This is a genomic window from Telluria sp. ZT3P39 (assembly GCF_059685935.1).
Map to the genome: position 1 here is coordinate 1 of NZ_JCASIH010000010.1, position 25,324 is coordinate 25,324.

At 64.7% G+C, this 25,324-nt stretch carries 27 protein-coding genes; 10 read left to right on the forward strand and 17 right to left on the reverse strand.

What is annotated here, in order from left to right; genetic code table 11:
* Window positions 1-177: 177 nt before the first annotated feature.
* The 7 genes from flgF (at window position 178) to flgL (ending at window position 7,908) form a co-directional block, all read left to right on the forward strand.
* Window positions 178-918: a flagellar basal-body rod protein FlgF gene (gene flgF, locus AC56LR_RS11735; protein WP_497130504.1), complete on the forward strand. Its 741-nt coding sequence runs from the start codon at window positions 178-180 to the stop codon at window positions 916-918.
* A 64-nt stretch (window positions 919-982) separates the two neighbouring features.
* Window positions 983-1,765 (forward strand): flagellar basal-body rod protein FlgG, encoded by a 783-nt coding sequence (flgG, locus tag AC56LR_RS11740; protein WP_171082384.1) that lies wholly within the window; start codon window positions 983-985, stop codon window positions 1,763-1,765.
* Window positions 1,762-2,415: a flagellar basal body L-ring protein FlgH gene (locus AC56LR_RS11745; protein WP_497130505.1), complete on the forward strand. Its 654-nt coding sequence runs from the start codon at window positions 1,762-1,764 to the stop codon at window positions 2,413-2,415. The genes flgG and AC56LR_RS11745 overlap by 4 nt, the downstream gene beginning before the upstream one ends.
* Window positions 2,416-2,429: 14 nt before the next feature.
* Complete coding sequence (locus tag AC56LR_RS11750) at window positions 2,430-3,533, forward strand: flagellar basal body P-ring protein FlgI (RefSeq protein ID WP_497130715.1); 1,104 nt, start codon at window positions 2,430-2,432, stop codon at window positions 3,531-3,533.
* A 12-nt stretch (window positions 3,534-3,545) separates the two neighbouring features.
* Entirely contained in the window at window positions 3,546-4,502 is a 957-nt protein-coding gene (gene flgJ, locus AC56LR_RS11755) for a flagellar assembly peptidoglycan hydrolase FlgJ (protein ID WP_497130506.1), read from the forward strand.
* Between the two features lie 195 nt (window positions 4,503-4,697).
* A complete protein-coding gene (flgK, locus tag AC56LR_RS11760; protein WP_497130507.1) occupies window positions 4,698-6,644 on the forward strand; it encodes a flagellar hook-associated protein FlgK in 1,947 nt (648 codons plus the stop codon).
* Between the two features lie 34 nt (window positions 6,645-6,678).
* Window positions 6,679-7,908 (forward strand): flagellar hook-associated protein FlgL, encoded by a 1,230-nt coding sequence (flgL, locus tag AC56LR_RS11765; protein WP_497130509.1) that lies wholly within the window; start codon window positions 6,679-6,681, stop codon window positions 7,906-7,908.
* A gap of 230 nt (window positions 7,909-8,138) precedes the next feature.
* Here the strand turns inward: flgL and AC56LR_RS11770 are convergent, their stop codons facing one another.
* Entirely contained in the window at window positions 8,139-8,756 is a 618-nt protein-coding gene (locus AC56LR_RS11770; RefSeq protein ID WP_497130510.1) for a PEP-CTERM sorting domain-containing protein, read from the reverse strand.
* A gap of 170 nt (window positions 8,757-8,926) precedes the next feature.
* Complete coding sequence (locus tag AC56LR_RS11775) at window positions 8,927-9,400, reverse strand: hypothetical protein (protein WP_497130512.1); 474 nt, start codon at window positions 9,398-9,400, stop codon at window positions 8,927-8,929.
* A 189-nt stretch (window positions 9,401-9,589) separates the two neighbouring features.
* Between AC56LR_RS11775 and AC56LR_RS11780 the strand changes: the two genes are divergently transcribed.
* A complete protein-coding gene (locus AC56LR_RS11780) occupies window positions 9,590-10,279 on the forward strand; it encodes an NnrU family protein (RefSeq protein ID WP_497130514.1) in 690 nt (229 codons plus the stop codon).
* A 10-nt stretch (window positions 10,280-10,289) separates the two neighbouring features.
* On the opposite strand, the gene udk is transcribed toward AC56LR_RS11780, so the two are convergent.
* Entirely contained in the window at window positions 10,290-10,931 is a 642-nt protein-coding gene (gene udk, locus AC56LR_RS11785) for a uridine kinase (protein WP_497130516.1), read from the reverse strand.
* A 207-nt stretch (window positions 10,932-11,138) separates the two neighbouring features.
* Here udk and AC56LR_RS11790 point away from each other — a divergent pair, with 207 nt between their 5' ends.
* Window positions 11,139-12,668, forward strand: a complete 1,530-nt coding sequence (locus tag AC56LR_RS11790) for an Ig-like domain-containing protein (protein WP_497130517.1) — start codon at window positions 11,139-11,141, stop codon at window positions 12,666-12,668.
* 165 nt (window positions 12,669-12,833) lie between these two features.
* On the opposite strand, the gene AC56LR_RS11795 is transcribed toward AC56LR_RS11790, so the two are convergent.
* From AC56LR_RS11795 to AC56LR_RS11810, 4 genes are all read right to left on the reverse strand, one after another.
* On the reverse strand, window positions 12,834-13,031 hold the full coding sequence (locus AC56LR_RS11795) for a hypothetical protein (protein WP_497130519.1): 198 nt from the start codon (window positions 13,029-13,031) through the stop codon (window positions 12,834-12,836).
* A 1,109-nt stretch (window positions 13,032-14,140) separates the two neighbouring features.
* Window positions 14,141-14,482: a YciI family protein gene (locus tag AC56LR_RS11800; RefSeq protein WP_497130521.1), complete on the reverse strand. Its 342-nt coding sequence runs from the start codon at window positions 14,480-14,482 to the stop codon at window positions 14,141-14,143.
* Window positions 14,483-14,593: 111 nt separating this feature from the next.
* Entirely contained in the window at window positions 14,594-15,127 is a 534-nt protein-coding gene (locus AC56LR_RS11805; protein ID WP_497130522.1) for a DinB family protein, read from the reverse strand.
* Window positions 15,128-15,147: 20 nt separating this feature from the next.
* Window positions 15,148-16,050: an alpha/beta fold hydrolase gene (locus tag AC56LR_RS11810; protein WP_497130523.1), complete on the reverse strand. Its 903-nt coding sequence runs from the start codon at window positions 16,048-16,050 to the stop codon at window positions 15,148-15,150.
* 260 nt (window positions 16,051-16,310) lie between these two features.
* Here AC56LR_RS11810 and AC56LR_RS11815 point away from each other — a divergent pair, with 260 nt between their 5' ends.
* Window positions 16,311-17,135: an alpha/beta fold hydrolase gene (locus tag AC56LR_RS11815; RefSeq protein ID WP_497130525.1), complete on the forward strand. Its 825-nt coding sequence runs from the start codon at window positions 16,311-16,313 to the stop codon at window positions 17,133-17,135.
* A 10-nt stretch (window positions 17,136-17,145) separates the two neighbouring features.
* Here AC56LR_RS11815 and fliR read toward each other — a convergent pair whose 3' ends face one another.
* The 10 genes from fliR to fliI all read right to left on the reverse strand — a co-directional run bounded on the left by fliR (window position 17,146) and on the right by fliI (window position 25,233).
* Window positions 17,146-17,982 carry a flagellar biosynthetic protein FliR gene (fliR, locus tag AC56LR_RS11820; protein WP_497130527.1) on the reverse strand — a complete coding sequence of 279 codons (837 nt, stop codon included), beginning with the start codon at window positions 17,980-17,982 and terminating at the stop codon, window positions 17,146-17,148.
* 10 nt (window positions 17,983-17,992) lie between these two features.
* Window positions 17,993-18,262 carry a flagellar biosynthesis protein FliQ gene (gene fliQ, locus AC56LR_RS11825; protein ID WP_171082344.1) on the reverse strand — a complete coding sequence of 90 codons (270 nt, stop codon included), beginning with the start codon at window positions 18,260-18,262 and terminating at the stop codon, window positions 17,993-17,995.
* A 9-nt stretch (window positions 18,263-18,271) separates the two neighbouring features.
* Window positions 18,272-19,021, reverse strand: coding sequence for a flagellar type III secretion system pore protein FliP (gene fliP, locus AC56LR_RS11830; protein WP_489875958.1), 750 nt, complete (start codon window positions 19,019-19,021; stop codon window positions 18,272-18,274).
* Window positions 19,011-19,766, reverse strand: a complete 756-nt coding sequence (gene fliO, locus AC56LR_RS11835) for a flagellar biosynthetic protein FliO (RefSeq protein ID WP_497130529.1) — start codon at window positions 19,764-19,766, stop codon at window positions 19,011-19,013. Before fliO ends, fliP begins: the two co-directional genes overlap by 11 nt.
* Window positions 19,767-19,855: 89 nt before the next feature.
* On the reverse strand, window positions 19,856-20,293 hold the full coding sequence (gene fliN / locus AC56LR_RS11840; RefSeq protein WP_497130530.1) for a flagellar motor switch protein FliN: 438 nt from the start codon (window positions 20,291-20,293) through the stop codon (window positions 19,856-19,858).
* A gap of 91 nt (window positions 20,294-20,384) precedes the next feature.
* The gene (gene fliM, locus AC56LR_RS11845) at window positions 20,385-21,368 is read right to left on the reverse strand and encodes a flagellar motor switch protein FliM (protein ID WP_497130531.1); all 984 of its coding nucleotides are present in this window, start codon (window positions 21,366-21,368) and stop codon (window positions 20,385-20,387) included.
* A gap of 12 nt (window positions 21,369-21,380) precedes the next feature.
* Window positions 21,381-21,902, reverse strand: a complete 522-nt coding sequence (gene fliL, locus AC56LR_RS11850; RefSeq protein WP_497130717.1) for a flagellar basal body-associated protein FliL — start codon at window positions 21,900-21,902, stop codon at window positions 21,381-21,383.
* 136 nt (window positions 21,903-22,038) lie between these two features.
* Window positions 22,039-23,343 carry a flagellar hook-length control protein FliK gene (locus tag AC56LR_RS11855; protein ID WP_497130533.1) on the reverse strand — a complete coding sequence of 435 codons (1,305 nt, stop codon included), beginning with the start codon at window positions 23,341-23,343 and terminating at the stop codon, window positions 22,039-22,041.
* A 14-nt stretch (window positions 23,344-23,357) separates the two neighbouring features.
* Window positions 23,358-23,801: a flagellar export protein FliJ gene (gene fliJ / locus AC56LR_RS11860; RefSeq protein WP_497130535.1), complete on the reverse strand. Its 444-nt coding sequence runs from the start codon at window positions 23,799-23,801 to the stop codon at window positions 23,358-23,360.
* Window positions 23,802-23,841: 40 nt separating this feature from the next.
* Entirely contained in the window at window positions 23,842-25,233 is a 1,392-nt protein-coding gene (gene fliI, locus AC56LR_RS11865) for a flagellar protein export ATPase FliI (RefSeq protein ID WP_497130536.1), read from the reverse strand.
* Window positions 25,234-25,324: the final 91 nt, after the last annotated feature.

The window sequence follows — 25,324 nt, forward strand, 5'->3', positions numbered from 1 at the left end:
AGAAGGTGGTGAGACGCCAGCGTCTCACGAACAGATGACCAAGCGCTTCAATGCACCAAAGTACAGGAGAGACGAAAACTACGAATCTCACTTGACAGTCATCATAGAAGGGTGGGCGGGTCTCCCGCCCGCGCGTTCAAGCAGCCCTGGCTCAGCCGTACAAAAGGAAAATATACGATGGATCGCCTGATCTACACCGCCGCCAGCGGCGCCAAGCACATCCTGGAAAAGCAGGCCACGACCTCGAACAACCTGGCCAACGTGAACACCACGGGCTTCCGCGCCCAGATGGACGTGTTCCGCGCGGTGCCGGTGCAGGGCGAGGGCTTGCCGACGCGCGCCTTCGTGGTCAATTCGACCCCCGGCGCCAATTTCGCGTCGGGCGCGCTGCAGGTGACGGGGCGCGACCTCGACGTGGCCGTCAAGGGCGAAGGCTGGCTGGCGGTGCAGATGGCCGACGGCACCGAAGCCTATACCCGCAACGGTTCGCTGCAGACCAGCGCCAACGGCCTGCTGACCACCGCCAACGGCGCGACGATTGCCGGCGAGGGCGGCCCGATCACGATTCCGCCCGACGCCACCGTGACGGTGGGCGGCGACGGCACCATCTCGACCATCTCCACCACCGACCAGCCCTCGGCCAGCAATATCCTCGGCCGCCTGAAGCTGGTCAATCCGCCGGCAGGCGAGCTGGTGCGCGGCGACGACGGTTTGTTCCGCCTGAAGAACGGCAGCGCTGCCCAGGCCGATCCGGCGGTGCGCGTGGCCGGCGGCGCGCTCGAGGGCAGCAATGTCAGCGCGGTCGATTCGATGGTCGATATGATCGCTTTGGCACGTTCTTTCGACACCCAAATGAGCCTGTTGAAGAACGCCGAGAATAACGCCGCGAAAGCCACCCAGATCCTCGCTTTGAATTGATAGTTGCTGCAGCATAATTCTCCTGTACGTGGCGGACCGTGTCCGCTGCACTTAGGAGAATTCCATGATCCGATCGCTGTTTATTGCCAAGACCGGCCTCGAAGCGCAGCAGACCAACCTCGACGTCATCACCAACAACCTCGCCAACGTCAGCACCAACGGCTTCAAGCGTTCGCGTGCGGTGTTCGAGGACCTGCTGTACCAGAACGTGCGCCAGCCAGGTGCGCAATCGTCGCAGCAGACCAACCTGCCTTCGGGCCTGCAGATCGGTACCGGTGTGCGCACCGTCGCTACCGAGCGCATCTTCACCCAGGGTAATCCCCAGCTGACCGGCAACTCGAAAGACGTCATGGTCAACGGTTCCGGTTTCTTCCCGGTGCTGCTGCCGGACGGCACCCAGGCCTATACCCGCGACGGCTCCTTCCAGACCGATGCCAACGGCCAGCTGGTCACGTCCAGCGGCTTCGTCGTGCAGCCGGCGATCACCATCCCGGCCAATGCCGAATCGATCACCGTCGGCCGCGACGGCACCGTGTCGGTGAAACTGCCGGGCACGGCGGCCCCGACCCAGGTCGGCTCGCTGCAACTGGCGACCTTCATCAATCCGGCCGGCCTGGAATCGCGCGGCGAGAACCTGTACGTCGAGACCGGCGCCTCGGGCAACCCGAATCTGAACGTCCCGGGCACGAACGGCTCCGGCGTGCTGATGCAGGGCTATGTCGAATCGTCGAACGTGAACGTGGTCGAGGAAATGGTCAACATGATCCAGACCCAGCGCGCCTACGAGATCAACAGCAAGGCGATCACCACGTCCGACCAGATGCTGCAGAAACTGTCCCAGTTATGAAATCTTCTTTCTTCTTCGCTGCTGCCGCGCTGCTGGTCATGGGCGGCTGCTCGACCACCCCGAGCAGCATCGTGCAGGGCCCGACCTCGAGCCGCCCGATGCTGGTGCAGACGGCGCCCGCGGGCGACGGCGCCATCTACAACGCGGGCAGCTACCGCCCGATGTTCGAAGACCGCCGCGCGCGCCATATCGGCGACCTGCTGACGGTGAACATCTCCGAGCGCACCTCGGCCGGCAAGTCGGGCGCCAGCACCGGCACCAAGTCGGGCAGCGCCAGCTTCAAGACGCCAGGCATCCTGCAGGCCAAGTTCGGCGCCGGCGTGGGACTGGAGGGCGCGAACAAGTTCGCCGATGCCGACACCCAGAGCGCCTCGAACAACTTTACCGGCACGATCGGCGTGACCGTCACCGAAGTGCTCACCAACGGCAACCTGATCGTCGCCGGCGAGAAGCAGGTCGCCATGAACAAGGGCGTCGAGTACATCCGCTTCTCGGGCATGGTCGCACCGGACACTATCCAGCCGGGCAACATGGTCTCGTCGACCCTGGTGGCCGATGCACGCGTCGAATACCGCACCAACAGCCGCGTCGACCGCGCCGAGATGAGCAACATGTTCTCGCGCTTCTTCCAGTCGATGCTGCCGTTCTGAGGCCTGCCATGCACATGAAAATCACCTCGATCGCCTTGCTTTGCGCTGCCCTCATGGGCGCGGCGCCACTGGCCCAGGCCGAGCGCCTGAAGGACCTCGCCAGCATCGCCGGCGTACGCCAGAACCAGTTGTCCGGCTACGGCATCGTCGTGGGCCTGGACGGCACCGGCGACCAGACCAGCCAGACGCCGTTCACCGTGCAGTCGATCCAGGCGATGCTGCAGCAAAAGGGCGTGAACCTGCCTCCCGGCACCCAGCTGCAACTCAAGAACGTCGCGGCCGTCATGGTCACCACCTCGCTGCCGGCCTTTGCCCAGCCGGGCCAGACCATCGACATCACCGTGTCGTCGATCGGCAATGCGAAGAGCCTGCGCGGCGGTACGCTGCTCATGACCCCGCTGCACGGCGCCGATGGCCAGGTGTATGCGATGGGCCAGGGCAATGTGCTGGTCGGCGGCGTCGGCGCCCAGTCGGGCGGCGCGCAAGTGCAGGTCAATCACCTAGCGGTGGGCAAGGTCTCCGCCGGCGCGACCGTCGAGCGCGCGGTTGCCTCGAACCTCGGTGCGGACAACCAGATCCGCCTGGAACTGAAGGAAACCGATTTCTCGACCGTGGCGCGCGTGGTCGAAGCCATCAACGACCAGTTCGGCGCGGGCATCGCCACGGCGCTGGACGGCCGCGTGATCCGCGTGCGCACGCCATCCTCGAGCGACCAGCGGGTGGCCTTCATCGGCCAGCTGGAAAGCATCGACGTCAATCCGGCCAGGAGCTCGGCCAAGGTGATCATGAATGCGCGCACCGGTTCGGTGGTGATGAACCAGTCGGTCATGCTGGAAAACTGCGCGATCTCGCACGGCAACCTGACCGTGACCGTCGGCGCCGACACCAATGTCAGCCAGCCGGCCCCGGGCTCGCGCGGCCGCACCGCCGTGACGCAGTCGAACTCGGTCGACGTCAAGAAAGACCCGGGCCGCGTGCTGATGGTCAAGGGCGGCGCTTCGCTGGCCGAAGTGGTGAAGGCCATGAATTCGATCGGCACCACCCCGCAAGACCTGCTGGCCATCCTGCAGGCCCTGAAGGCTGCCGGCTCGCTGCGCGCCGAACTCGAGATCATCTAAGAAAGCACACCCATGATCGGCTCTCCTTCCACTGACCTGACCAGCAAGTTCGCCCTCGACACCAAGGGCCTGGGCGAACTCAAGCAATCGGCCAAGGCCGGATCGCCCGCCGCGCTGAAGGAGGCGGCCACCCAGTTCGAAGCCATGTTCATCAACATGATGATGAAGAGCATGCGCGACGCCACCCCGCAGGAGGGGATGCTCGACAACCAGCAGTCCAAGATGTTTACGGGCATGCTGGATCAGCAGATGAGCCAGAACCTCGCCAAGCGCGGCGTCGGCCTGGCCGACATGCTCACGCGCCAGCTGACCTCGAACCAGATGGGCGCCCAGGCGCTGGCGATCGGCGCCGACGGTATGGCCGCCGGCAAGGCCGCCGCTGCCGCGACGGCCGCCGCGCCGCTGCAGGGCATGCCGCCGGGGAAGGATGCCGCCACCATCATGAAGACCGGCGTCACTACGCCGGGCGTGGCGCCGCTGGCCCTGACCACCGCCACCGGCCGCGTGCAGACGCCGCACGTGCGCGCTTTCCAGGAAAAGCTGCACGCCCACGCGGCCGAAGCCGAACGCGCCACCGGCGTGCCGGCCAAGTTCATGCTGGGCCAGGCCGCGCTGGAAAGCGGCTGGGGCAAGCGCATGATCCGCAATGCCGACGGAACCAACAGCAACAACCTGTTCGGCATCAAGGCCGGTCCGGGCTGGAAGGGCAAGGTCGCCACTGCCGTCACCACCGAATACGTGAATGGCCGCGCGCACCAGAAGGTGGAAAAGTTCCGCGCCTACGACACCCCGGCAGATTCGTTCAAGGATTACGCCAACATGCTGGCCAAGAACCCGCGCTACGAGAAAGTGCTGGCCAGCGGCGGCGACGCCTCGGCCTTCGCCCACGGCCTGCAGCGCGCGGGGTATGCGACCGATCCGAATTACGCCGCCAAGCTGACCCGCGTTATCAAGAATTCATTGGCGTAAATGAACGAGGAAATTTTCGTTGGCATTGATGATGCCGCGATCCGTAGGGTGGGCGGGTCTCCCGCCCGCGCGTTCAACCCGAACGTGCGTTGCCACAGAGCGTCGGTGACTTGAACGCGCGGGCGGCGAAGCCGCCCACCCTACAGTTTTCGCAAACGTTGCCGTAGATAAGATAGTCACAGAAAGAAAGCACCCATGTCCGGTAACCTCCTCAGCATTGGCAAGAGCGGCCTGTTCGCCGCGCAGGCGGGCCTGTCCACGACCGGCCACAACATCGCGAACGCCAACGTGGCCGGCTACAACCGCCAGACGGTGGTGCAGTCGACCGCCCCGATGATGGATACCGGCGTCGGTTTCATCGGCACCGGCACCCAGATCGACCAGATCAAGCGCTACAGCGACGAATTCCTCAACGCCCAGGTGCGCACCGCCCAGGCCAGCAAGAGCGGGCTCGATTCCTACTACAGCCAGATCAGCCAGATCGACAACATGCTGGCCGACCAGACCGCCGGCCTGTCGCCGTCGCTGCAAAGCTTTTTCAAGGGCGTGCAGGACATGGCCGCCAACCGCGCCTCGATCCCGTCGCGCCAGTCGATGTTGTCTTCCGCCGACACCCTGGCCACGCGCTTCCAGGCCCTGGACAGCCGCCTGGCGGAGATCCGCGAAGGCGTGAACAGCACCATCGAAAGCAGCATCACCACGATCAACTCCTATGCCAGCCAGATCGCCGACCTGAACGAGAAGATCGGCACCTTCGCGTCGGCCATGCAGCGCGCGCCGAACGACCTGCTCGACAAGCGCGACCAGCTGGTGATGGAACTGAACACGCAAGTGAAGGCCACCGTGCGCCCGGGCGACAACGGCAGCCTGACGGTCTCGATCGGCAGCGGCCAGCCGCTGGTGGTGGGGCAGCGCTCCTTCGAACTGGCGGCCACCAAGTCGCCGACCGACCTGACCCGCCTCGAAGTGGGCTATGTGACCGGTTCCAAGGTGTCGGTGCTGGGCGAGAACGCCCTTTCCGGCGGCACCCTGGGCGGCGCCCTGGAATTCCGCAGCAAGACGCTGGACCCGGCGCAGAGCGCGCTGGGCAAGGTCGCGATCGGCCTGGCCATCGAGTTCAACGAGCAGCACAAGCTGGGCCTGGACCAGAACGGCCAGCCTGGCGGCGACTTCTTCAGCGTGGCGCCGGCCTATGTCGGCAAGAACATCAACAATGCCTCGACCAGCACCACCAAGGTCGAGGCCATCGTCAGCGATCCGGCGGCGCTGGCGGACAGCGATTTCAAGGTGGAGTTCGACGGCACCGATTACCAGGTGATCCGCCTGTCGGACAACCAGAAAACCGCCTACACCGGCGCGGGCGCGGCCCAGACCATCTACGGCGTCGATTTCAAGATCACCGGCACGGCGGCGAAGGAAGACAACTTCCTGGTGCGCCCGACCATCGGCGGCGCGGCCAACTTCAACGTGCTGGTCAAGGACGTGTCGGGCATTGCCGCGGCCGCGCCGATCGCGACCAGCGCGCCGGTGAACAATACCGGCACTGCCAAGATCAGCGAAGGCAAGGTCGACGCCAGCTTCCTGGGCGGCGCCACCGCGCTGCCGGTGACGCTGAGCTTCGACAAAGCCACCGGCAACCTGGGCGGCTTCCCGGCCGGCACCGTGCGCATGGTCGACAGCAACGGCGCCGCCAGCACCGTCCCCGCAGGCAGCGTGCCCTTCAAGGCCGGCGCCACCTATACGTTCGGCGGCATCAGCGTGACCATGAGCGGCGCGCCGGGCGATGGCGACAGCTTCACCATCGCCGGCAACGGCAGCGGCATCGGCGACACCCGCAACATCGGCCTGCTGGGCGACCTGCAGACCAGGAACATCTTCAACAAGGGCACCGCTACCTTGCAATCGTCCTACGCCCAGCTGGTGAGCACGGTCGGCAACAAGACGCGCGAAGTGCAGGTGAACGGCCAGGCCGGCGAAGCACTGCTGGTCCAGGCCCAGGGCGCGGCCCAGGACGTCTCGGGCGTGAACCTGGACGAGGAAGCGACCAACCTGATCAAGTACCAGCAGGCCTACCAGGCTGCCGGCAAGGTCATGCAGATCGCGGGCAGCATCTTCGACACGCTGCTCTCGATCGGCCGCTGATTGACCGAATAACAGCATCAAGCACGAGGCACCCATGCGCATCAGCTCACTTTCCATCTACAGCAACGCGACCAGCCAGCTCAATTCGCTGCAGAGCGCACTCGCGCGCACCCAGATGCAGCTCTCGACCGAGCGCCGTATCCTGACCCCGGCCGACGATCCGGTGGCCTCGGCGCGCGTGCTCGAAGTGAGCCAGACGAAGGAGATGAATACCCAGTTCGCCACCAACCGCGCCAGTGCGCGCTCGTCGCTGACGACGGTCGAAGGCGCGCTGCAAAACGCCGGCAACCTGCTGCAGGACATCCAGGAGCTGGCGGTCACCGCCGGTAACGGCAGCATGCTGCCGATCGACCGCAACGTGCTGGCCACCGAACTGGAAGGGCGCCTGGCCGACCTGCTGGGCGTGGCCAACAGCACCGACGGCGCCGGCGGCTACCTGTTCTCCGGTTACATGGCCACCACCCAGCCGTTTACGCCGACGCCCGGCGGCGCCCAGTACGAAGGCGACCAGGGCCAGCGCCAGCTGCAGGTGGCGGCTTCGCGCCGCATGCCGCTGTCGGCCTCGGGCAGCGCGGTATTCGAGAACAACCCGACCGGCAACGGCAGCTTCCAGACCCAGGCGGCGGCCGGCAACAAGGGCGCCGGCGTCATCTCGTCCGGTTCGGTGGTCGACCGCAGCCTGGCCAACGCCGGCCGCGACTACAAGCTCACCTTCGCGGTCAGCGGCTCCCCGGCGGTGACCACCTACAGCGTGGTCGACACCACTACCGGCACCGATGTGGCGGTACCGGGCATGACCGCCCAAGCCTACGAAGCGGGCAAGGCGATCACCTTCGGCGGCCTGAGTTTCGACATCAAGGGCGAACCGGCCGACGGCGACAACTTCACCGCCAAGCCGAGCGAAAAGCAGTCGGTGTTCACGACCGTGACCAACCTGATCGCGGCGCTGCGCGCGCCGGCCGACGGCTCCACCGGCAAGGCCGCGCTGGCCAACAACATCGGTACGGCGCTGGACAACCTGAAGTCCTCGCACGACAACGTGCTGACCGTGCAGGCCTCGGTGGGCGCCCACATGAAGGAACTCGACTACCTCGACAGCGCCGGCGACGACCTCGACATCCAGTACGCCGCCACGCTGTCGGACCTGCAGGACCTGGACATGGTCAAGGCCATTTCCGACTTCTCGGCCCAGCAAATGACGCTGCAGGCGGCGCAGATGTCGTTCAAGACGATGTCGGGACTGTCGCTGTTCAACTACCTGTAAGCGGCCGGGCAGGGCCTGCGAAAACGGAGAGCTGGCATGAAGCGTAGGGTTGCCGGCTTCGCCGGCCGCGCGGTGATAGTTACAATATGAACCGGCGCACGGACTGCATCACCGTGATCTGAACGCGCGGCCGGGAAAACCCGGCCACCCTACAGCGGCGGGACAAGGCCCGCAAAAGCAAAAGAGCCGGCATGCGCCGGCTCTTTGCTTTTGGCGGAACGATCTGCCGATCAGCCGCGCTTGCGGCGCGCAGCGCCCAGACCGGCCAGGCCCAGGCCGAGCAGGGCCAGCGATGCCGGTTCCGGCACGTCGTTCGCCTGGATGTTATCCAGGCTGAAGTAGGAGTTGCCGCCATTGTTGGTGAAGGTGACGTAGGACAGGTTATCGAAACCGCTCAGCGAAAACGCCTGGAAGTCGACGCCGGCGCCCGGGCCGTCCTGCAGCCAGTCGAGTGCGAACGATTGCGAGACCGTGCCGCCGCCCGCGAGGTAGCCGGTCACCATGATGCCCTTGGCCCACAGGCCGCTCGACTGGCCATGTGCTTCGGCGCCGTCGAAGCCGGTCAGCGAGAATGCGTTGCCGCTGGTCGATGCCAGCTTGATGCCCGCGCCATGCGCCAGGACGTAGGTGCTGCCGTTGTCCGGGCAGGCGGGGCCGCAGAAATATGTGTTGGCGATAGCGGCCTGGTAGCCGTTGGTGCCGAGGGTCGTGGCGGTATAGCCTTGTTCGTCGACGCTGCTGAAGAACGAGACCGAGTCGCGGTCGAAGCTCAGGGTAGTGGCTTGTGCGGGAGCGATGGCCAGCAGTGCGGTAGCGAAGGCGGCGGCGAAGGTAGCGGTCTTGAACATGGTTTTTCCTGATTGGCTGAAATGGGTAGGAGACGATATCGTCTTGACCCATGCCTATTAGCAATTGCCGTGCCAGCAGGAAATAAACCTGTGTTTACAGATACTTGCGTTTAATCAAGTAATAGTTCCAGAGTGAACTGTAAAGAAAGTCGACAGCGGTGTTGCGTGGATCAGGCGTGCTTCGGCCGCGTGGCCAGCGCGACGACCGCGATACCCGCCGCGACGATCAGCGCGTCTTCGATCAGGCCGCTCCTGGTCTGGCCGATACGCGCCATCGCCTGCTTGCGCACGGCCAGCGTGCCGTAGGCGAGCGGCACGGCGGTGGCGACGGCGACGGCCGCGCCGGCCCGTTCGCTGCCGCGTGGCGCCAGGGCGGCACCGGCGATCCCCGCGCTCATGACGCGCGCCAGCAGTCCCAGGAAGACGGTGCGGTCGGGCGCGGACTTCATCTTGTCGCCGTACAGCTCACCTGCACCCATGGCCAGCGCGCCGTATTTGAACAGGGGACGATCGAGGATGAAGAGTTCGCCCGGAGTACGGCGGCCGACGAGGCGCGCCGCCGCGAGGGTCGCCATGGGCGTCATCGAGCGCGCGCTTGCGACGGCGCCAATCAGGGCGGAGGAGAGCAGGCTGCGGAAGTTCATTGTTATTGGTCCCTGTGCGGTGGAGGTTTCTCGAGCCGTCAAGTAGAGGCTGGCTCGACGATTCTAACCACGCTGCCCGCCCGGGTGTCGCCACCCACGCCTTGGGAGAGCCCGGCAGCCGCATTGGGCATATTGTGTTTACTGCATCTGCTATAGTTGGCGTCACCACTAACATTAAAGGAGCAGCGCATGGACAAGTCGATGTTGCTGCTGGCATGTGCCGGCGCCTTCGTGGGGTCGCATTTCCTGCTGTCGCATCCCTTGCGACGCCCGCTGGTCGCCGCGCTGGGCGAAAAAGGCTTCCTGGCGCTGTATTCCGTCGTGGCCTTCGCCACTTTGTGGGGAATCTCCTGGGCCTATCCGAAAGCGCCGACCACTGCGCCGCTATGGGAAGTTGGCGATGTACTCTGGGCGCTGGGCACCGTCCTGATGCTGGCCGCGTCCATCCTGCTGCTCGGTTCGCTCATCCGCAACCCGGCCTTGCCCGGCGCCTCGAACGCCGCCAGCGCGCAGGCGAAAGGCGTGTACGCCATCACCCGGCATCCGATGCTGTGGGCCTTCGCCATCTGGGGCGTGGTGCATATCCTGGTGTATCCGGTGACCAAGAACATCATCGTCGCCGTGGCCATCATCGTGCTGTCGCTGGTGGGCGCGGCGCTGCAGGACCGCAAGAAGGCCGCGCTCGATCCGCAGGGCTGGAGCGCCTGGCAGGGGCGCACCAGCTACTGGCCATTCCAGGCGATCGTGCAGGGCAGGGCGCGCTTCGGCGGCTTCGGCGCCCATGCGCTGGGCGGCGGACTGGCCGTGTGGCTGCTGGCGACCTGGGCGCACATTCCGCTGGCCGGCCGGGCGGCGGGTATCTGGCGCTGGCTGGTGTGAGGCGTCCGAACTAAGGACGCTTCAACTGGCCGATGACGCTTGCCACCTTGGTGGTGATCACATCGACCGCCGGGCCATTGGCGCCGTGGGGCAGGATGACGTCGGCGTGACGCTTGGTCGGCTCGATGAACTGCTTGTGCATCGGGCGCACCGTTTCCATGTACTGGCCGACGATGCTCTCCACCGAGCGCCCGCGTTCGGTAATGTCCCTTTGCATGCGCCGGATGAAGCGCACGTCGGGCGCGGTGTCGACGAAGATCTTCAGCGACATCATGTTGCGCAAGTCGGCATCGTACAAGGCAAACAGGCCTTCGATCACGATGACCGGCGCCGGCTTGACCGGAATGGTCTTGTTGGAGCGGTTGTCGATCGTGAAGTCGTACTCCGGCATCTCGATCGTATCGCCATTGCACAAGGCCTGGACATGCTCGACCATCAGCGGCCAGTCGAAGGCCTGCGGATGGTCGTAATTCTGCCTGCGGCGCACTTCAGGGGTGAGGTCGGACTGGTCGCGGTAGTAGTCGTCCTGCATCACCACGGAAACCACATCGGCGCCGAAAGACGCGAGCACTTGCTGGGAGACCGTTGACTTGCCACTGCCGCTGCCGCCGGCGACACCAATGACAAACGGACGGAAAGGAATGTCGTTCATCCCCGAATGATACCGGAGCGGCGAGCGGAGCGACAGGGTGGGATGGTCCGCATGCCGTGTCGGCAATCGTACATGGCTTGCTGTTCAAATTGTTGTGCGGGTCCAACGCACCGGCATTCGTGGCGTTATTGAAGATTTACTTTTCCATAGGAAATCAGTTTACGCATGGGAAGATCTGAGCTCTGTTCAGTTAGCTCAGGAGTAACGATGTCCAAGATTGGCCGCATGTTGATTTCCTCGTCCCTGACGCGTACTGCGATGGCCACCGCCGTCCTGTCGAGCGTTGCCGTCGCGAGCCCTTCGTTTGCCGCGACCCTGTCGGTCGGCAGCGGCAAGACCTTCGCCACCCCGTGCAAGGCATTTGCCGCCGCCGCCGCCGGCGACATCATCGAAATCGATGCCGCGACCGCCTATGTCGGCGACGTCTGCGGGATCTACGCCCACAACCTGGTCATCCGCGGCGTCAACGGCCGCCCGAAGATCGATGCCGGCGGCGCCAATGCGATGGGCAAGGGCACCTGGGTCGTGGTCGGCAACGGCATCACCGTCGAAAACGTCGAGATGTTCGGCGCCCGCGTGGCGGACCGCAACGGCGCCGCGCTGCGCCTGGAAGGCACCGGCTTCACGCTGCGCTCGAGCTTCCTGCACGATAACGAGAACGGCATCCTCGCGAACGCGAATACCGCCTCGGACATCCTGGTCGAACGCTCGGAATTCGGCTTCAACGGCTACGGCGACGGCTATTCGCACAACCTCTATATCGGTAACGTGCGCACCCTGACCTTCCGCTACAACTACTCGCACGACGCCAATATCGGCCACAACCTGAAGTCGCGCGCGCAGACCAATACGATTGCCTACAACCGGTTCTCGAGCACGCCGGCGGGGCAGGCGGGCACCACCGCCAGCGGGCAGCCGAGCTATGAGGTAAACCTGCCCAACGCCGGCACCGCCTACGTGATCGGCAATGTGATCCAGCAGCCCGCCGCGAACCAGAACCCGGCCATGGTGACGTTTGGCGAAGAGGGCGTCACCAATCCGGGCCAGAACCTCTACGTCGTCAACAACACCTTCCTCAACGACGACAGTTCGCGCGGCACCTTCGTGTTCGTCGGCAGCGGTGTCACGACCCCGGCGCTCATCCAGAACAACATCGTGGCGGGCGTGGGCACCCTGAGCACGCAAGCCGCGGCAATCGACAGGAATAACTACCGCTCGCTGGCGCCGGCGTTCGTCGACCGCGCCAACTTCGACCTGCGTCCTGCCGCCGGTTCGCCGATGCTCGACGCCGGCACCAATCCCGGCCTGTCGGTCACCGGACTGTCGCTGGCGCCGGTCGCCCACTACCAGCACCGCGCGGGCGGCGACGTACGCCCGGTGAGCGGCGCGCTCGATATCGGCGCGTATGAAGTGGCTGCTGTTACGCAGCCGACGCCTGCTCCGGCTCCTGCGCCGACCACGGATGTCGTGGCGCCGACGGTGAAACTTGTCAGCCCGGTCGGTGGACGCATCAGCGGCACGGTGACAGTGATGGTGCAATCGACGGATAACAGCGGTGCGGCCGGCATCGTCAATCAGCTGTATATCGATGGTGGGCTGGTCGCGAGCAACAACGGTGCGAGCCTGAGCTACAAGTGGAGCACCCAGAAGATTGCCAAGGGCGCTCACACGGTCAAGGCGGTTGCAAGGGATGCCGCCGGCAACGTGTCGAGCACGTCGGTGCAGGTGACGAAGTAATCGCGTTGCGGGGCGCGGCGGATTGATATGTCAGGTCCTGCGGCCGTGATGTCATCCAGCGAAAGTCGCTTCCTGGGATCCAGAAGTGCATGGCGATTCTGGACCTCAGATTTGATCCCGGCCTCGCGGTCATTAGGCAAGTAAGGCAGAGGTTGTGTCCGGATGTCAGACTTGACCCCGGCCGCACCAGTAGAGGCCGACCAGGAAGGCTTCCTTGATCAGGGTCTGGCCCAGCTGCATATTCAACCGGCAGGCCTGTTGAAAGGAGCGCGAGAGGGCCAGCGGAAGCTCGTTGAAGAACGCGACCTGGGCATTGAGATGCGAGTAGACCGCGGGAATAACGGACTGGGGGAATGGATGCATGGGGGCACCTTCATAAAACGAACACGATTGGGAAAACGGTCGCTCCACAAGGGCATTGTATGAAATGCCGGGTGGGCATGGCAGAGCAGCAAACGCTGTCTGGAAGGAAGACAATGACGGAAGATTGGATATCGGTCTTACACTATGCGCTCTTTTCGCTGCATATGCGGTCTGTTTGCGGAAGTGTTTTTGTAGGTTGGGAACCGGCAATGAAAGGCTGCATCCGGTAGCCATGTGCCACACCCCTGCCGGTGCCGGCGTACGGGGCACGCGCAACCACGGGCAAGGTGAGGTCACAGGGTTGCCACTCTACGGTACTGGACGCTCCAGAACCGCCATGCTGATCACCGAACCTTTGTTCTACGAAGCAGCCATCCCTACTTTCGTAATTGGACATGCCAAAACTTCTGCAGCCGCGTGCTGCTATCGCAGATGTTCCGCATTGTTGAAGATCTGCTCTTGGCCGGTTGCGGACCTATTGTAGCGTCCGCTACCGACCCATTGCGGACGTTGACGGTCGTTCGCTACTGATCACTTTCAGTCGTCGTGGATCGGTCTCGCGGCAGGAAGCAGCCCGATGCAAATACCAAAATAAGTGCTGCTTCCGCAACCTCTAACCAGGCGCCGTGGCCACTTGCTGTCAGGGCGACAACCGTATCCCATCCATCGAAGTAGACACTACAAAGGTACCAGAGTACACATGTGCCTGCGAGCAATCGTCGCATAGCTTGCCGAAGCATGGCTGCGAAGAGGAGCGCAACGATTACGATCGCTGGAACCAAGGCCCAATGTGAAACATCGCCTACAAACAGGATCCCAAAGAGCCGTAAAAGAACAAGGAAAATTGTGAGAACGGTCAGCGCAGAATACGCGAATAAACTGATGAGGCGTCCTAAGAATGCCATGTTCATGGTCGTCCACCTGAGGTGCGAGATATCCATCAAAACATGGAACTCTTAAACCCGACGCAGTTTATCAATGGTAGCGACAGGCAGGATTCTCGGTACCGCCTGATAGGCTTTCACAGCATTAACCGAGTGTTCATACACTGAATTGGTGTCTAACGTTGACTTGACGTCTGCTTTTGGCCGAATGCAGACCAAGCCAAGTCAGCTCTCGCGGTCATAGTAGAACTCGCGAAGCTCTTGCGCGCAGCGGCAGGCGGCAGCCAATCTGGCTGCCCAATGGACAGCCGCCTCCCTGGATGGCAGCTCGAGCACGCAAAAACCACCGTCCAGCTCTCTCGTCTGCCGGTAAGTCTCGTTCGTACACTGTCCGTCGGCCGACACCATCAGCGGATCGACTTCGCTATTGATTCCGCCACCGAAAACATATACCCCGGCGGCCTTTGCTTCTCTGATCACTGCACGCGAGGCATCGCTGACAGCGCCCATATCCTCGTCAGCGACCACCATCGCACTTGCAGGGAAGGATATAAGGAATGTGGTCATTGCCTGGCCTTGATGACGTTTAATCAGAAATGGTGTTTGATCTGCGGAGCCCAGGTCTGGCCCCGGCTTTTCTACCAGCGCTCATTCCGCTAGCTTAGCGACACCGACACGCTAAACGTATTCCGGTATCCACTCGACCAGGTCAGTCACGCCGATATCGACGCCCGATTGGGACAGCAGCGTACTTGCCTGGCCCCGGTGATGCGTCTGATGATTGAACAGGTGCAGCAGCAGGCTCCCAAAATTCTTCCGGAAGTCGCCGCGCGAATTCGTGTACGACAGGGGCTGGGCCAGGTCTTCGTTGCTGACCTCCGCCGCCAGGGCCGTGATGACCGCATCGAGCCGCACACGCAGTGCCAGCAGCGACTCCAGGTCCTCGCCGAAGGCATGCCCAAGGCTGGCGGGAACCGGCATCTCGGCCATCGCGTTCAACGAAGCAAAGCCCGATGGATGCCCCCTGAACCGGCGCAGCCAGATGATGTCCCCGGCGACGATGTGGTTCAGGGTGCCCATGACGGAACCGAAAAAGGCGCCGCGGTCGGCGTGGAGCGCGTCCTGCGGCAGCAGGGCGGCAGCGGCATACAGCTTGCCGTTCATCGACGCGTTATAGGCGGCCAGTAGAACGATATCGTCGCGGGTGGGCATCCGGTTTTCTCAGGCTGGCTTCAGCGCGCCGACAGGAAGGCGGCCATCTCGGCCTGGAAGCGCTGCGGCTGGTCCCACATGATGAAATGTGCGCTGTCCGGAATGCGCTTGAGGGTCAGCTGCTTGACCGGTGCATAGGCGCCCTTGTAGACGCCGTCGAACTGTTCCGGCGCGAGCGGCACGGTCTTGGGCTGGACGTACAGCACGGTGACCGGCACCGTGATCTTCGACAGTTCGGGAATCAGGTTCGTGACGATCAATTCGCGGTAGGCGCGGCCGCTGACGTCCGGGTCGCTGGCGACCGAATCCTTGATCGCGACCGGGCGCATCGCTTCGGTGTCGATCATGCCGGCGATGGTGTCGCTGGTGTTCCTGGCGCGCTGCCCGGGCGTGGCGGCGCGCATGCCGGCGCTGATGCGGTCGGCCACGGCTTCCACCTGGCTCGGGCTCGCGCCCGGACCGGCGAAGAAGGTGCCGAGGAAGGGGAACATGTCGACCACCATCAGGCGCGACAGGCGCTGTGGATGGCGGCTCGCCAGCATCATGCCGATGGTGCCGCCCATCGAGTGGCCGATGACGGCCGGCTGCTTGAGGTTCGCTTCGCCGATGTAGCGTGCGATCTCATCGGCGACTGGCGCGGCCACGGTGCCTTCCTTGTTGCCGCCGGCTGGCTGTCCGGCGAATCCGGAGACCTGGACCAGGTGGTAGCGGTAGCCGGGGAGCTTTTCGACGGCCGAGGACCACACGCGCGGCGACGAATTCAGGCCGGGGATCAGGACCACGTCCGGCCCGCTGCCCTCGGTTCGCACGGTGATGCGCTCCGACGAAAACGGTGCGGCGATCGCGCCGGTCAGTGGAAGTGCTGCCAGAACGGCTACTGCGCATGCGGCAAAGCTGCGGCGCGACATCTTCGTTGAATTCATCCTGTCTCCTGTTCGATATGACGTGGGCGCTGGTAGCGCATCGGGGCCGATCGCAAGGCGGTCTGCTATCAGTAAGCAGCCAGTATATTTGCTAATACCAAGGCGATTCTCCCACATTGTCACAGGGCGCCCGGGCGATATCTCACGCATTCCCCCTGCCAGCAAACGACCGTTCATCGCAGCTTACGTCGATCTGTCGCAAAACCGCTGCGCCTGAGCCGCCCCGGCGCGATGCTGGCGTTTTCTTGATGGAGACGCCCGTGTTCAAACCAGTCCTGATGCTGTCAACGCTCTGCCTTCCACTGCTTGGTGCCGCCGCCGCCGCGCCTGCGCCCGTCGTCGATACCATCGGCGGGCGCCAGGTCGAATCCCTCACCATCCGCCATCCCGGCTCGAAAGACGTGGTGGTGTTCGAAGGCGGTTCGCGCAATACGATCGACAAATGGGGCACGGTGCCGGAACAGGTCGGGCAGGACGCCACCGTGTTCGCCTACAACCGCCCCGGCTATGGCAACAGCGCCGTCGCGGCTACGGCACGCGACGGCCGCACGATCGTCGAGGAACTGCGCGCAGTGCTGCGCCACAAGGGCCTGCGCCCGCCCTATGTGCTGGTCGGGCATTCGCTGGGCGGCCTGTACGTGCAGCTGTTCGCGCGCGCCTATCCGGAGGAAGTGAAGGGAATTGTGCTGGTCGATTCGCTGTACCCGCGCATGGTCAAGCGGGTCGAAGACTTCCCGATGTGGTCGCGCCTGGCCGGGCAGCTGGGCTTCTCGCGTTCGGTCTGGCGCGAAATCGAAAAGATCGACGAGACCGGCGACATGGTGCTGGGCATGGGGAGCATCGACGACAAGCCGATCGTCCGCCTGGTCAACCGGCCGACGTCGGCGACGGCGATCCCGGTCGATTTCGGCGCCTTCCGGATGGACGAAGACACGCGCAAGCAGGTCCGCGCGCTGTATCCGAATGCGAAAACGATCGTGGCCGATTCCAGCCACCAGATGGCGCTGACTTCTCCGGATGTGGTGAAGGCGGCGATCCTGCAGGTGATCGCGGCCGGCGGCACGCAGGCCGCGGCAGGGCGCTAACGGGGCTCCGTCAGCCCGGAGCGGGAATGGCGGCCACTGGCGCGGCCACCGGCTGCGCCGGCTGCCTTGCCCCGGCGCGCGGCACCGCGCGTCCGGCCTCGATCCCCTGGTTGAACAGGTTCACGATCGGCATGCCCAGGTAGGGCAGGGTCAGGCTCAGGGTCAGGAAGCCCACGCCCAGCGTGACCGGGAAGCCGATACCGAAGATGTTCAGTTGCGGCGCGGCGCGCGTGAGGATGCCCAGCGCGACGTTGGTAATCAACAGGGCGGCGACGATCGGCAGCGACAGCTGCAGGCCGGCCGAAAAGATACGGCCGCCCCAGCGCACCAGTTCCAGCGGGGCGTTGCCGGAGAACGGGGTGCTGGAGATCGGCAGCGTGACGAAGCTTTCGGCCAGCGCCGCCAGCAGCACCAGGTGGGCGTTCACGGCCAGGAAGGCCATGGTCGCCACCAGCGCCAGGAACTGGCCGACCGCCGACGAGCGGCCGCGCGAATTCGGATCGAAGAACATGGCGAAGCCCAGGCCCATGGTCATGCTGGCCACCTCGCCCGCGTATTCGATGGCGGCGAAGACGATGCGCATCGCGAAGCCCATGGCCACGCCGATCAGGAGTTCCTTTACCAGGATCAGGATGCCGGCCCAGGAGCCCGGATCGACGGCCGGGATGTCGCCCACGGTGGGTCCGATGACGGCGGCCAGCAGTACACCCAGCGCGACCTTGATCGATACCGGCACGCCGGCATTGCCGAACAGCGGGGCGGAGGCGACCAGGCCGAGGATGCGCGTGAGCGGCCAGATCAGCCCAGCGATCCAGGCATTCATCTCGCCCGTGGTGAGGCTCAGCATCGCGGTCTTGTTAACCGATCATGCCGGGAATGCCGGTGAAGACCTGGCGCATGTAGTCGAGCATCACCGACAGCATCCAGGGACCGGCCACCACCAGCGCGACGAAAATGCCGACCAGTTTCGGGATGAAGGAGAGGGTCGCTTCGTTGATCTGGGTGGCGGCCTGGAAGATGCTGATGATCAGGCCGATGATCAAGGCCACCAGCAGCAGCGGGGCCGAGACCATCAAGGTCACTTCCATCGCGTTGCGGCCCATCGTCATGACGGTTTCGGGTGTCATGCGGGCCTCCTAGTAGAAGCTCTGGGACAGTGAGCCCAGCAGCAGTTGCCAGCCATCGACCAGCACGAACAGCATCAGCTTGAAGGGCAGCGAGATCACGGCCGGCGACATCATCATCATACCCATCGCCATCAGTACCGAGGCCACCACCATATCGATGATCAAAAACGGTATGAAGATGGCGAAGCCGATCTGGAAGGCGGTCTTCAGCTCGCTGGTGACGAAGGCCGGGATCAGCACGCGCAGCGGGATGTCCTCGGGGCCCTGCAGGGCGGGCGAGCGCGAGATCTTCACGAACAGGGCCAGGTCGGACTGGCGCGTCTGCTTGATCATGAATTCCTTGAGCGGCACCACGCCGCGGTCGAGCGCCTGGCTCATCTCCATCCGGTTCTCCTGCAGCGGCAGGTAGGCCTCGGTGTAAATGCGGTCGAAAGTCGGGCCCATCACGAAGAAGGTCAGGAACAGCGCCAGGCCCACCATCACCTGGTTCGGCGGCGCGGTCTGGGTGCCGAGCGCCTGGCGCAGCAGCGAGAGCACGATGATGATGCGGGTGAAGGCGGTCATCATCAGCAGCGCGGCCGGCAGGAAGGTCAGCGCCGTCATCAGGATCAGCGTCTGGACCGGCAGCGAGAAGGCGGTGCCGCCGCCCGGGGCGGGGCGCGAGGTGAAGGCCGGGATGCCGGGCTGGGCGAGGGCGGCGAGCGGCAACAATGCCAGTCCCGCCAGACCCACCCACAGCAGGAGTCGTTTATTTCGCATTACGTTTGTCGATGGTGTTCTTGAGCCAGTCGCCGAAGCTGGCGGCAGGCGTGGCATGTTGCGCGAGCGCCGCATCAGGTCCGTGCGCGCCTTCCTGGCGCGGCATGGTGGCCAGCGCATTCACGCGTCCCGGCGAGGCGCCGACGACGATCCACTGGTCGCCGACTTCGACCACCATGATCCGTTCGCGGCCGCCGATATTCAGGGCGCCCACCAGCCGCACGTTCGCGCTTGCGCCCATGGCGCGCGGCCCGAAGCGCTTCATTACCCAGGCCAGGCCGAGCAGGAGCGAGAGCACCAGCACCAGGGCCAGGATGGTCTGCAGCAGGCTGCCGGCGCCGGGCGTGGCCGAGCCGGGCATGACCACTTGCGGGGGACGCTGGCCAGGTGCCGGCGTCGTGGCGGCCGGCGTTTCGGCAACGGGCGCCGGCGCGGTGCCGGTGGTGACGGCATCAAGGCCGGGGCCTTGCACCGGCGTCGAGATCGGGCCGGATGGGGCGGGGCGTGCCGGTGTGGCCGGGCGGCCGGCCGTGGTGGCGCCTCCAGGCATGGGTTGGGTGTCGACGGAGGCGGGGGCCGGGACGGGAGTCGGGGCAGGTGCGCTGATCGTTTGCTCGGGCGCCGGCGCCTGGCCGGCCGCAACAGGGGCTGCACAGGCCACCAGGGGCAGCAGCAGTGCCGCTGCCGCGATCCGTAGGGTGGGCAGCTTTGCTGCCCGCGCGGTGATAGTGAGCGTATGCGTCAACGCACGGGCAATTCCACCCCGGTTTGAACGCGCGGGCGGGAGACCCGCCCACCCTACGGGATTGCTGCAATGTGCGACGTTGCGCGAGGTCATTTATTCAGTTTTCTGATCCGTTCTGATGGCGTAATAATATCAGTGAGACGGATACCGAACTTGTCGTTCACGACGACGACCTCGCCCTGGGCGATCAGGCAGCCATTGACGAGCACGTCCATCGGCTCGCCGGCCAGGCCATCGAGCTCGACCACGGAGCCCTGCGCCAGTTGCAGCAGGTTCTTGATCGCGATCTTGGTGCGGCCCAGTTCCACGGTCAGCTGCACCGGGATGTCGAGGATGAAGTCGATGTCGTTCGGCGTTTCGTTGCGCGTGCCCTTGTTCGAGAAATCCTTGAACACGGCGGCGGTCGGGGCGGCCGCTGCCTGCTGCTGCTGGCGCTCGAGCGCCGCGGCTTCGGCCGCGGCCTGCTCGGCAATCGCCGCGCCCCAATCGTCGTCGAGACCGCTTTGGTCGTCCTGGGTATCAGACATCTTGCTCTCCTGTTGCCGGCGCACTGCCAGCCCTATTCATTACCTGTTGCTATTAATCGCGGCCAGTATTGATGACTGCGCTATCTGGATATTACTTGTTGAAGCTGTCGCTGTTGGCCAGCAGTTTCTCGATCTTGAGCGCGTACTGGCCATTGAAGACGCCGTAGGTGCAGTCCATCACCGGCACGCCATCCACCGTGGCCTGCAGGGTTTCCGGCACCGTGATCGGGATGACGTCGCCGATCTTCATGTTCAGGATCTCGTCGAAATTGGCGCGGCCTTCGCCCAGCACCGCCACCAGTTCGACTTCAGCGACCTGGATCTGCTGCGTCATCAGGCGCACCCAGCGCTTGTCGACTTCCAGCGCCTCGCCCTGAAGGCTCGAGGTCAGCGCATCGCGGATCGGCTCGATCATCGAGTAGGGCATGCAGAAATGGATCTGGCCCGACACCGACCCGAGTTCGATGGTGAAGGTGCACGACACCACGACTTCGTTAGGGGTCGCGATGTTGGCGAACTGCGTGTTCATCTCGGAACGGATGTACTCGAACTCGACGGGGTAGACCGGCTCCCACGACTTGGTGTAGGCCTCGAACACGATGTCCAGGATGCGCAGGATGATGCGCTGCTCGGTCTGGGTAAAGTCGCGGCCTTCCACGCGGGTGTGGAAGCGGCCGTCGCCGCCGAACAGGTTGTCCACCAGCAGGAACACGAGGCCCGGGTCGAACACCATCAGCGCCGTGCCGCGCAGCGGCTTCATGTGGATCAGGTTCAGGTTGGTCGGCACCACCAGGTTGCGGATGAATTCGCTGTACTTCGAGACCCGCACCGAACCGACCGACACTTCCGCGCTGCGGCGCAGGAAGTTGAACAGGCCCACCCGCAGATACCTGGCGAAACGCTCGTTGATGATCTCGAGCGTCGGCATGCGGCCGCGGACGATCCGCTCCTGCGTCGCCAGGTTATAGGTGCGTACCCCCGAGGTGTCTTCAGGCGCGGCAATGTCGTCCTGGTCGCCGTTGACCCCCTTGAGGAGGGCATCGACTTCTTCCTGGGAGAGGAAATTATCGGCCATGGTGCATCAAGCCTACTGGATGATAAACGACGTAAATAGTACGTCGCTTACTTCCTGCTCGTCGCCTTCTTTCTCGAAGGGCTCGCGGATGATGGCCTGGATCTCGGCGGCGAGCTGCTGCTTGCCCTGCACGGTGCTGATCTCCGACGCCTTCTTGCCCGACAGGAGCAGCAGCACGCGGTTGCGCACGATCGCCATGTTGTCCTTGATCAGGGTGCTCTGTTCGGCGCCCTCGACCTGCAAGGTGAACTGCACCTGCAGGTATTGCTCGCCGTTCTCCGGCTGCAGGTTGACGGTGAACTGTTCGACCGGCACGTATTCCGGCTTGACGCCGGTCTCCTTCTTTTTCTTCTTCTTGCCGTCCTTGGCAGTCTCGTGGCTCTCCGCCGCGTCATCGCCGCCATGCATGAAATACCAGGCCGCACCGCCGCCGCCGCCGAGCAGCAGCACGGCCGCCGCGACGATCACGACCAGCTTCTTCTTGGAGCCGGCCGGGACGACTACGGCTGCGTCTGCTTTAGGGTCGGCCTTCATTTTCGGATTCGCTTTCAAGATGCCTCTTTACTGCCTAAAAGAATGGGTGCGTCATTATGGCATTATCGTGGGGAAGGGTAGACCGGCAAGCCCCGAAAAGAGGGGCGAACGGGTGGCAATCCCGGCGATATCGTGCTTACGCGAAGGTATCGACTAACCCGTTGTCGCCCAACATCACCGTGCGGGTCGCCGGACGAACATCGTCGGCAGCAAGCACACTGCCGCCCTGATCGAGCCCCGCACGGCCGCCATTACCGTTGCGGCGCTCGCCATCCTGCGCCTGCCGCTGCTCCTGCGCCCCGGCATCCACCGTCGCATTACCCAGCGCAATGCCGCTCTCGCTCATCATCTCGCGCAGGCGGGGAAGGGCGTTTTCCAGGGCCTGGCGCACTTCGAGTTCGCTCGAGGAGAAGGCAATGCTGGCGCCTTCATTGCTCACGTTCAGCACGACCTGCACCGGACCGAGGTCCGGCGGGTTGAGCGTCAGCGTCGCGGCCTGCTCCTTGCCCACCATGTAGACGATGCGCTGGCTGACCTGGTTGTCCCAGGCCGGGGTGCCGATGCGCGCCGGGATGCGGTCGGTCGGCACGGCAGCCGGGGCCAGCGCCTCGAGCTTGGCTGCCTGGGCCTGCAGCTGGGCCGGAGCCGGGGCCTCGGCGATGGCGGCGGCTTCAAGCTTGGCTTCGCGCCCGCCTGGCAAGGCTTTCGGCTCGCCCTGCACGGCGGCCTGGGCGGTTTGTTGCAAGCTGCGCAGGTCGGCGCGCAGTTCGGCGGCGTCCTGCGTCGTTGGCTGCACGCCCGTGGCCAGCGAGAACACGGCTTCACCCTCGGCCGCTGTCGCCAGGGCCGGATCGGTCGTCGTGGTCACGGCCACTTCAATCGGGTCGAGCTTGGCAAACGCGGACTGGAGCGCGGCGAGCTGCACGTCGGCGCCGCTTACGGCAGCGGTGGCCGCTTCGGCGGCACTTGGCGCGGCAACGGCTGCTGCCGGCTGCGCCAGGCTGGCCATGAAGGCGAGCATCTCGGTCACCGGGCCGGCTGCGGCTTCGGCGACTGCAACGGCCGCTGCGCTGGCGGACTCGGCCGCTGCTGCGGCGTCTTCCGTGCTTTCCGCTTTCGCAGGCGCGTCCGATTGTGCGGTCGCCGGCGCGTCGCTTGCTGCCTCATTCTGTTTCGCAGGTTCGCGCGCGGCGGCCTTCTCAGCAGGCTGTTGTTTCGCAGGCGCTACCGGCTTGTTGGCGGAGGCCGGGCCGGGCGCCGGCATCGGTGCGCCGGTGATCTTGCCTGGCGCCTGCTGGCGCTGTGCGATTTCGCGCGACAGGGTGGCGCCGAACTGGCCCGCATTGGGGGCCTGCACGCCGGCTGCGGCATTGCGTTGCGGCTGCGCCAGCGCGTTGGCGCCGGAGACCTGGAACGGAAGGGTAGTCGTCTGGATCGTCATATGCGTTTGGTGAATCAGCGTTGTTTGTAGCGGGCGCCACGGGCTGCATGGTCGTCCATCAGTTTCTGGTCGCGCTTGTTCTCGATCGCCAAAGCCTCGGCGGCGGCGCGTTCGTTCAGGGTGCGGTAGGACAGGCGCTTGCGCTCGCTTTCCTGCCAGGCCTTCTTCTCAAGATCCGCCTTGTACTGCGCGTGCTTGATCACCTCGCGCTGGCCGATAATCGCGTTGTCCAGCTTGCCGATGAAGGCGACGAAATTCTGGTACGAGAACGGGGTGATGCCTGCCATCTGCGCCGCGTCGAGCTTGCGCACGTATTCGTCGCGGTAGCCGTCCAGCATCACCAGCTTCTGCTCGCCTTCTTCCACCGCCTTCAGGGCCGCACCGAGTCGCTTGGCAATCGCGTCTGAATCGCGCTGCGCCAGGTCGATCAGGGTGTCGAGTGCGGATGCTTGGGCCATAATGGATCACAGTATAGTGCCGCCAAGCATCCTTTCATCCTTAGAACAGAGAGGTCAATTGCCCCAAACTCTCCAGCATGCCGGCGTTGTCGTGGATCTCCTGGCACAGGAAGTTTTCGATCTGCTCATTCTTGGCGATGGCCTGGTCGAGCACGGGGTCGCTCCCGGCGGCGTAGGCCCCGACGCTGATCAGGTCGCGCGAGCGCTGGAAGCGCGAATACAGTTGCTTGAGCTTGCGCGCCGCGAGCTGGTGCTCATGGGTGGTGATGCCGTGCATCGCGCGCGAGATCGATTGTTCGATGTCGATCGCCGGATAGTGGCCGGCCTCGGCCAGGTGGCGGTTGAGCACGATGTGGCCATCCAGAATACCGCGCGCGGCGTCGGCAATCGGGTCCTGCTGGTCGTCGCCCTCGGACAGCACGGTATAAAAGGCGGTGATCGAGCCGCCGCCCTCCAGGCCGTTGCCGGCACGCTCCACCAGCACCGGCAGCTTGGCGAACACCGAGGGCGGATAGCCCTTGGTGGCCGGCGGCTCGCCGATCGCCAGCGCGATTTCGCGCTGGGCCATCGCGTAGCGGGTCAGCGAATCCATGATCAACAAGACACTCTTGCCCTGGTCGCGGAAATGCTCGGCAATGGCGGTGGCGTAGGCCGCGCCCTGCAGGCGCAGCAGGGGAGGGGAGTCGGCCGGGGCGGCCACGACAGCCGAGCGGGCGCGCCCTTCCGGCCCCAGGATCTGCTCGATAAATTCTTTCACCTCGCGGCCCCGCTCGCCGATCAGGCCGACCACGATCACGTCGGCCGTCGTGTAGCGCGCGATCATGCCCAGCAAGACCGATTTACCGACACCGGTACCGGCGAACAGGCCCAGGCGCTGGCCGCGGCCGACCGTCAGCATGGCGTTAATCGCCCGCACGCCCACGTCCAGGGTTTCGGTGATCGGTGCACGGTCGAGCGGGTTGATCGGGCGGGCGTTCAGGGGGCCGACTTCGTCGGTGGACAGTGGGCCCTTGCCGTCGAGCGGCCGGCCGGCGCCATCGACCACCCGGCCCAGCAGCTGCATGCCCACCGGCAGGTGGCGCGTGCGGTCGCTCGGGCGGCGGCGTGGGTGCTGCACGCTGCCGGGTTTGGGCAGCGCCGATTCGACCGGGAACACGCGTGCGCCCGGCACCACGCCTTCCACATCGCTCTGCGGCATCAGGAACAGGCGCTCGCCTTCGAAACCGACCACTTCGGCCTCGATCCGGGTGCCGTTGGGCATCGGGATGGTGCAGGCGCTGCCCACGGCCAGCTTCAGGCCGACGCATTCCATGACGAGCCCGGCCACGCGCGTGATGCGGCCGGAGACTTGCATGGGTTCGGCGAAGCCGACCAGGGAATCGCAATCTTTTAAAAACGATTTCCAGCGGGCGGTGTGGCGGTCAGTGGTCATGTTTTCGTAGGGTGGGCGGCTTTGCCGCCCGCGCGTTCAACCGCCGCCGGTATGGCCGCGACATATTTAATTTCGGCGATCACCGCGCGGG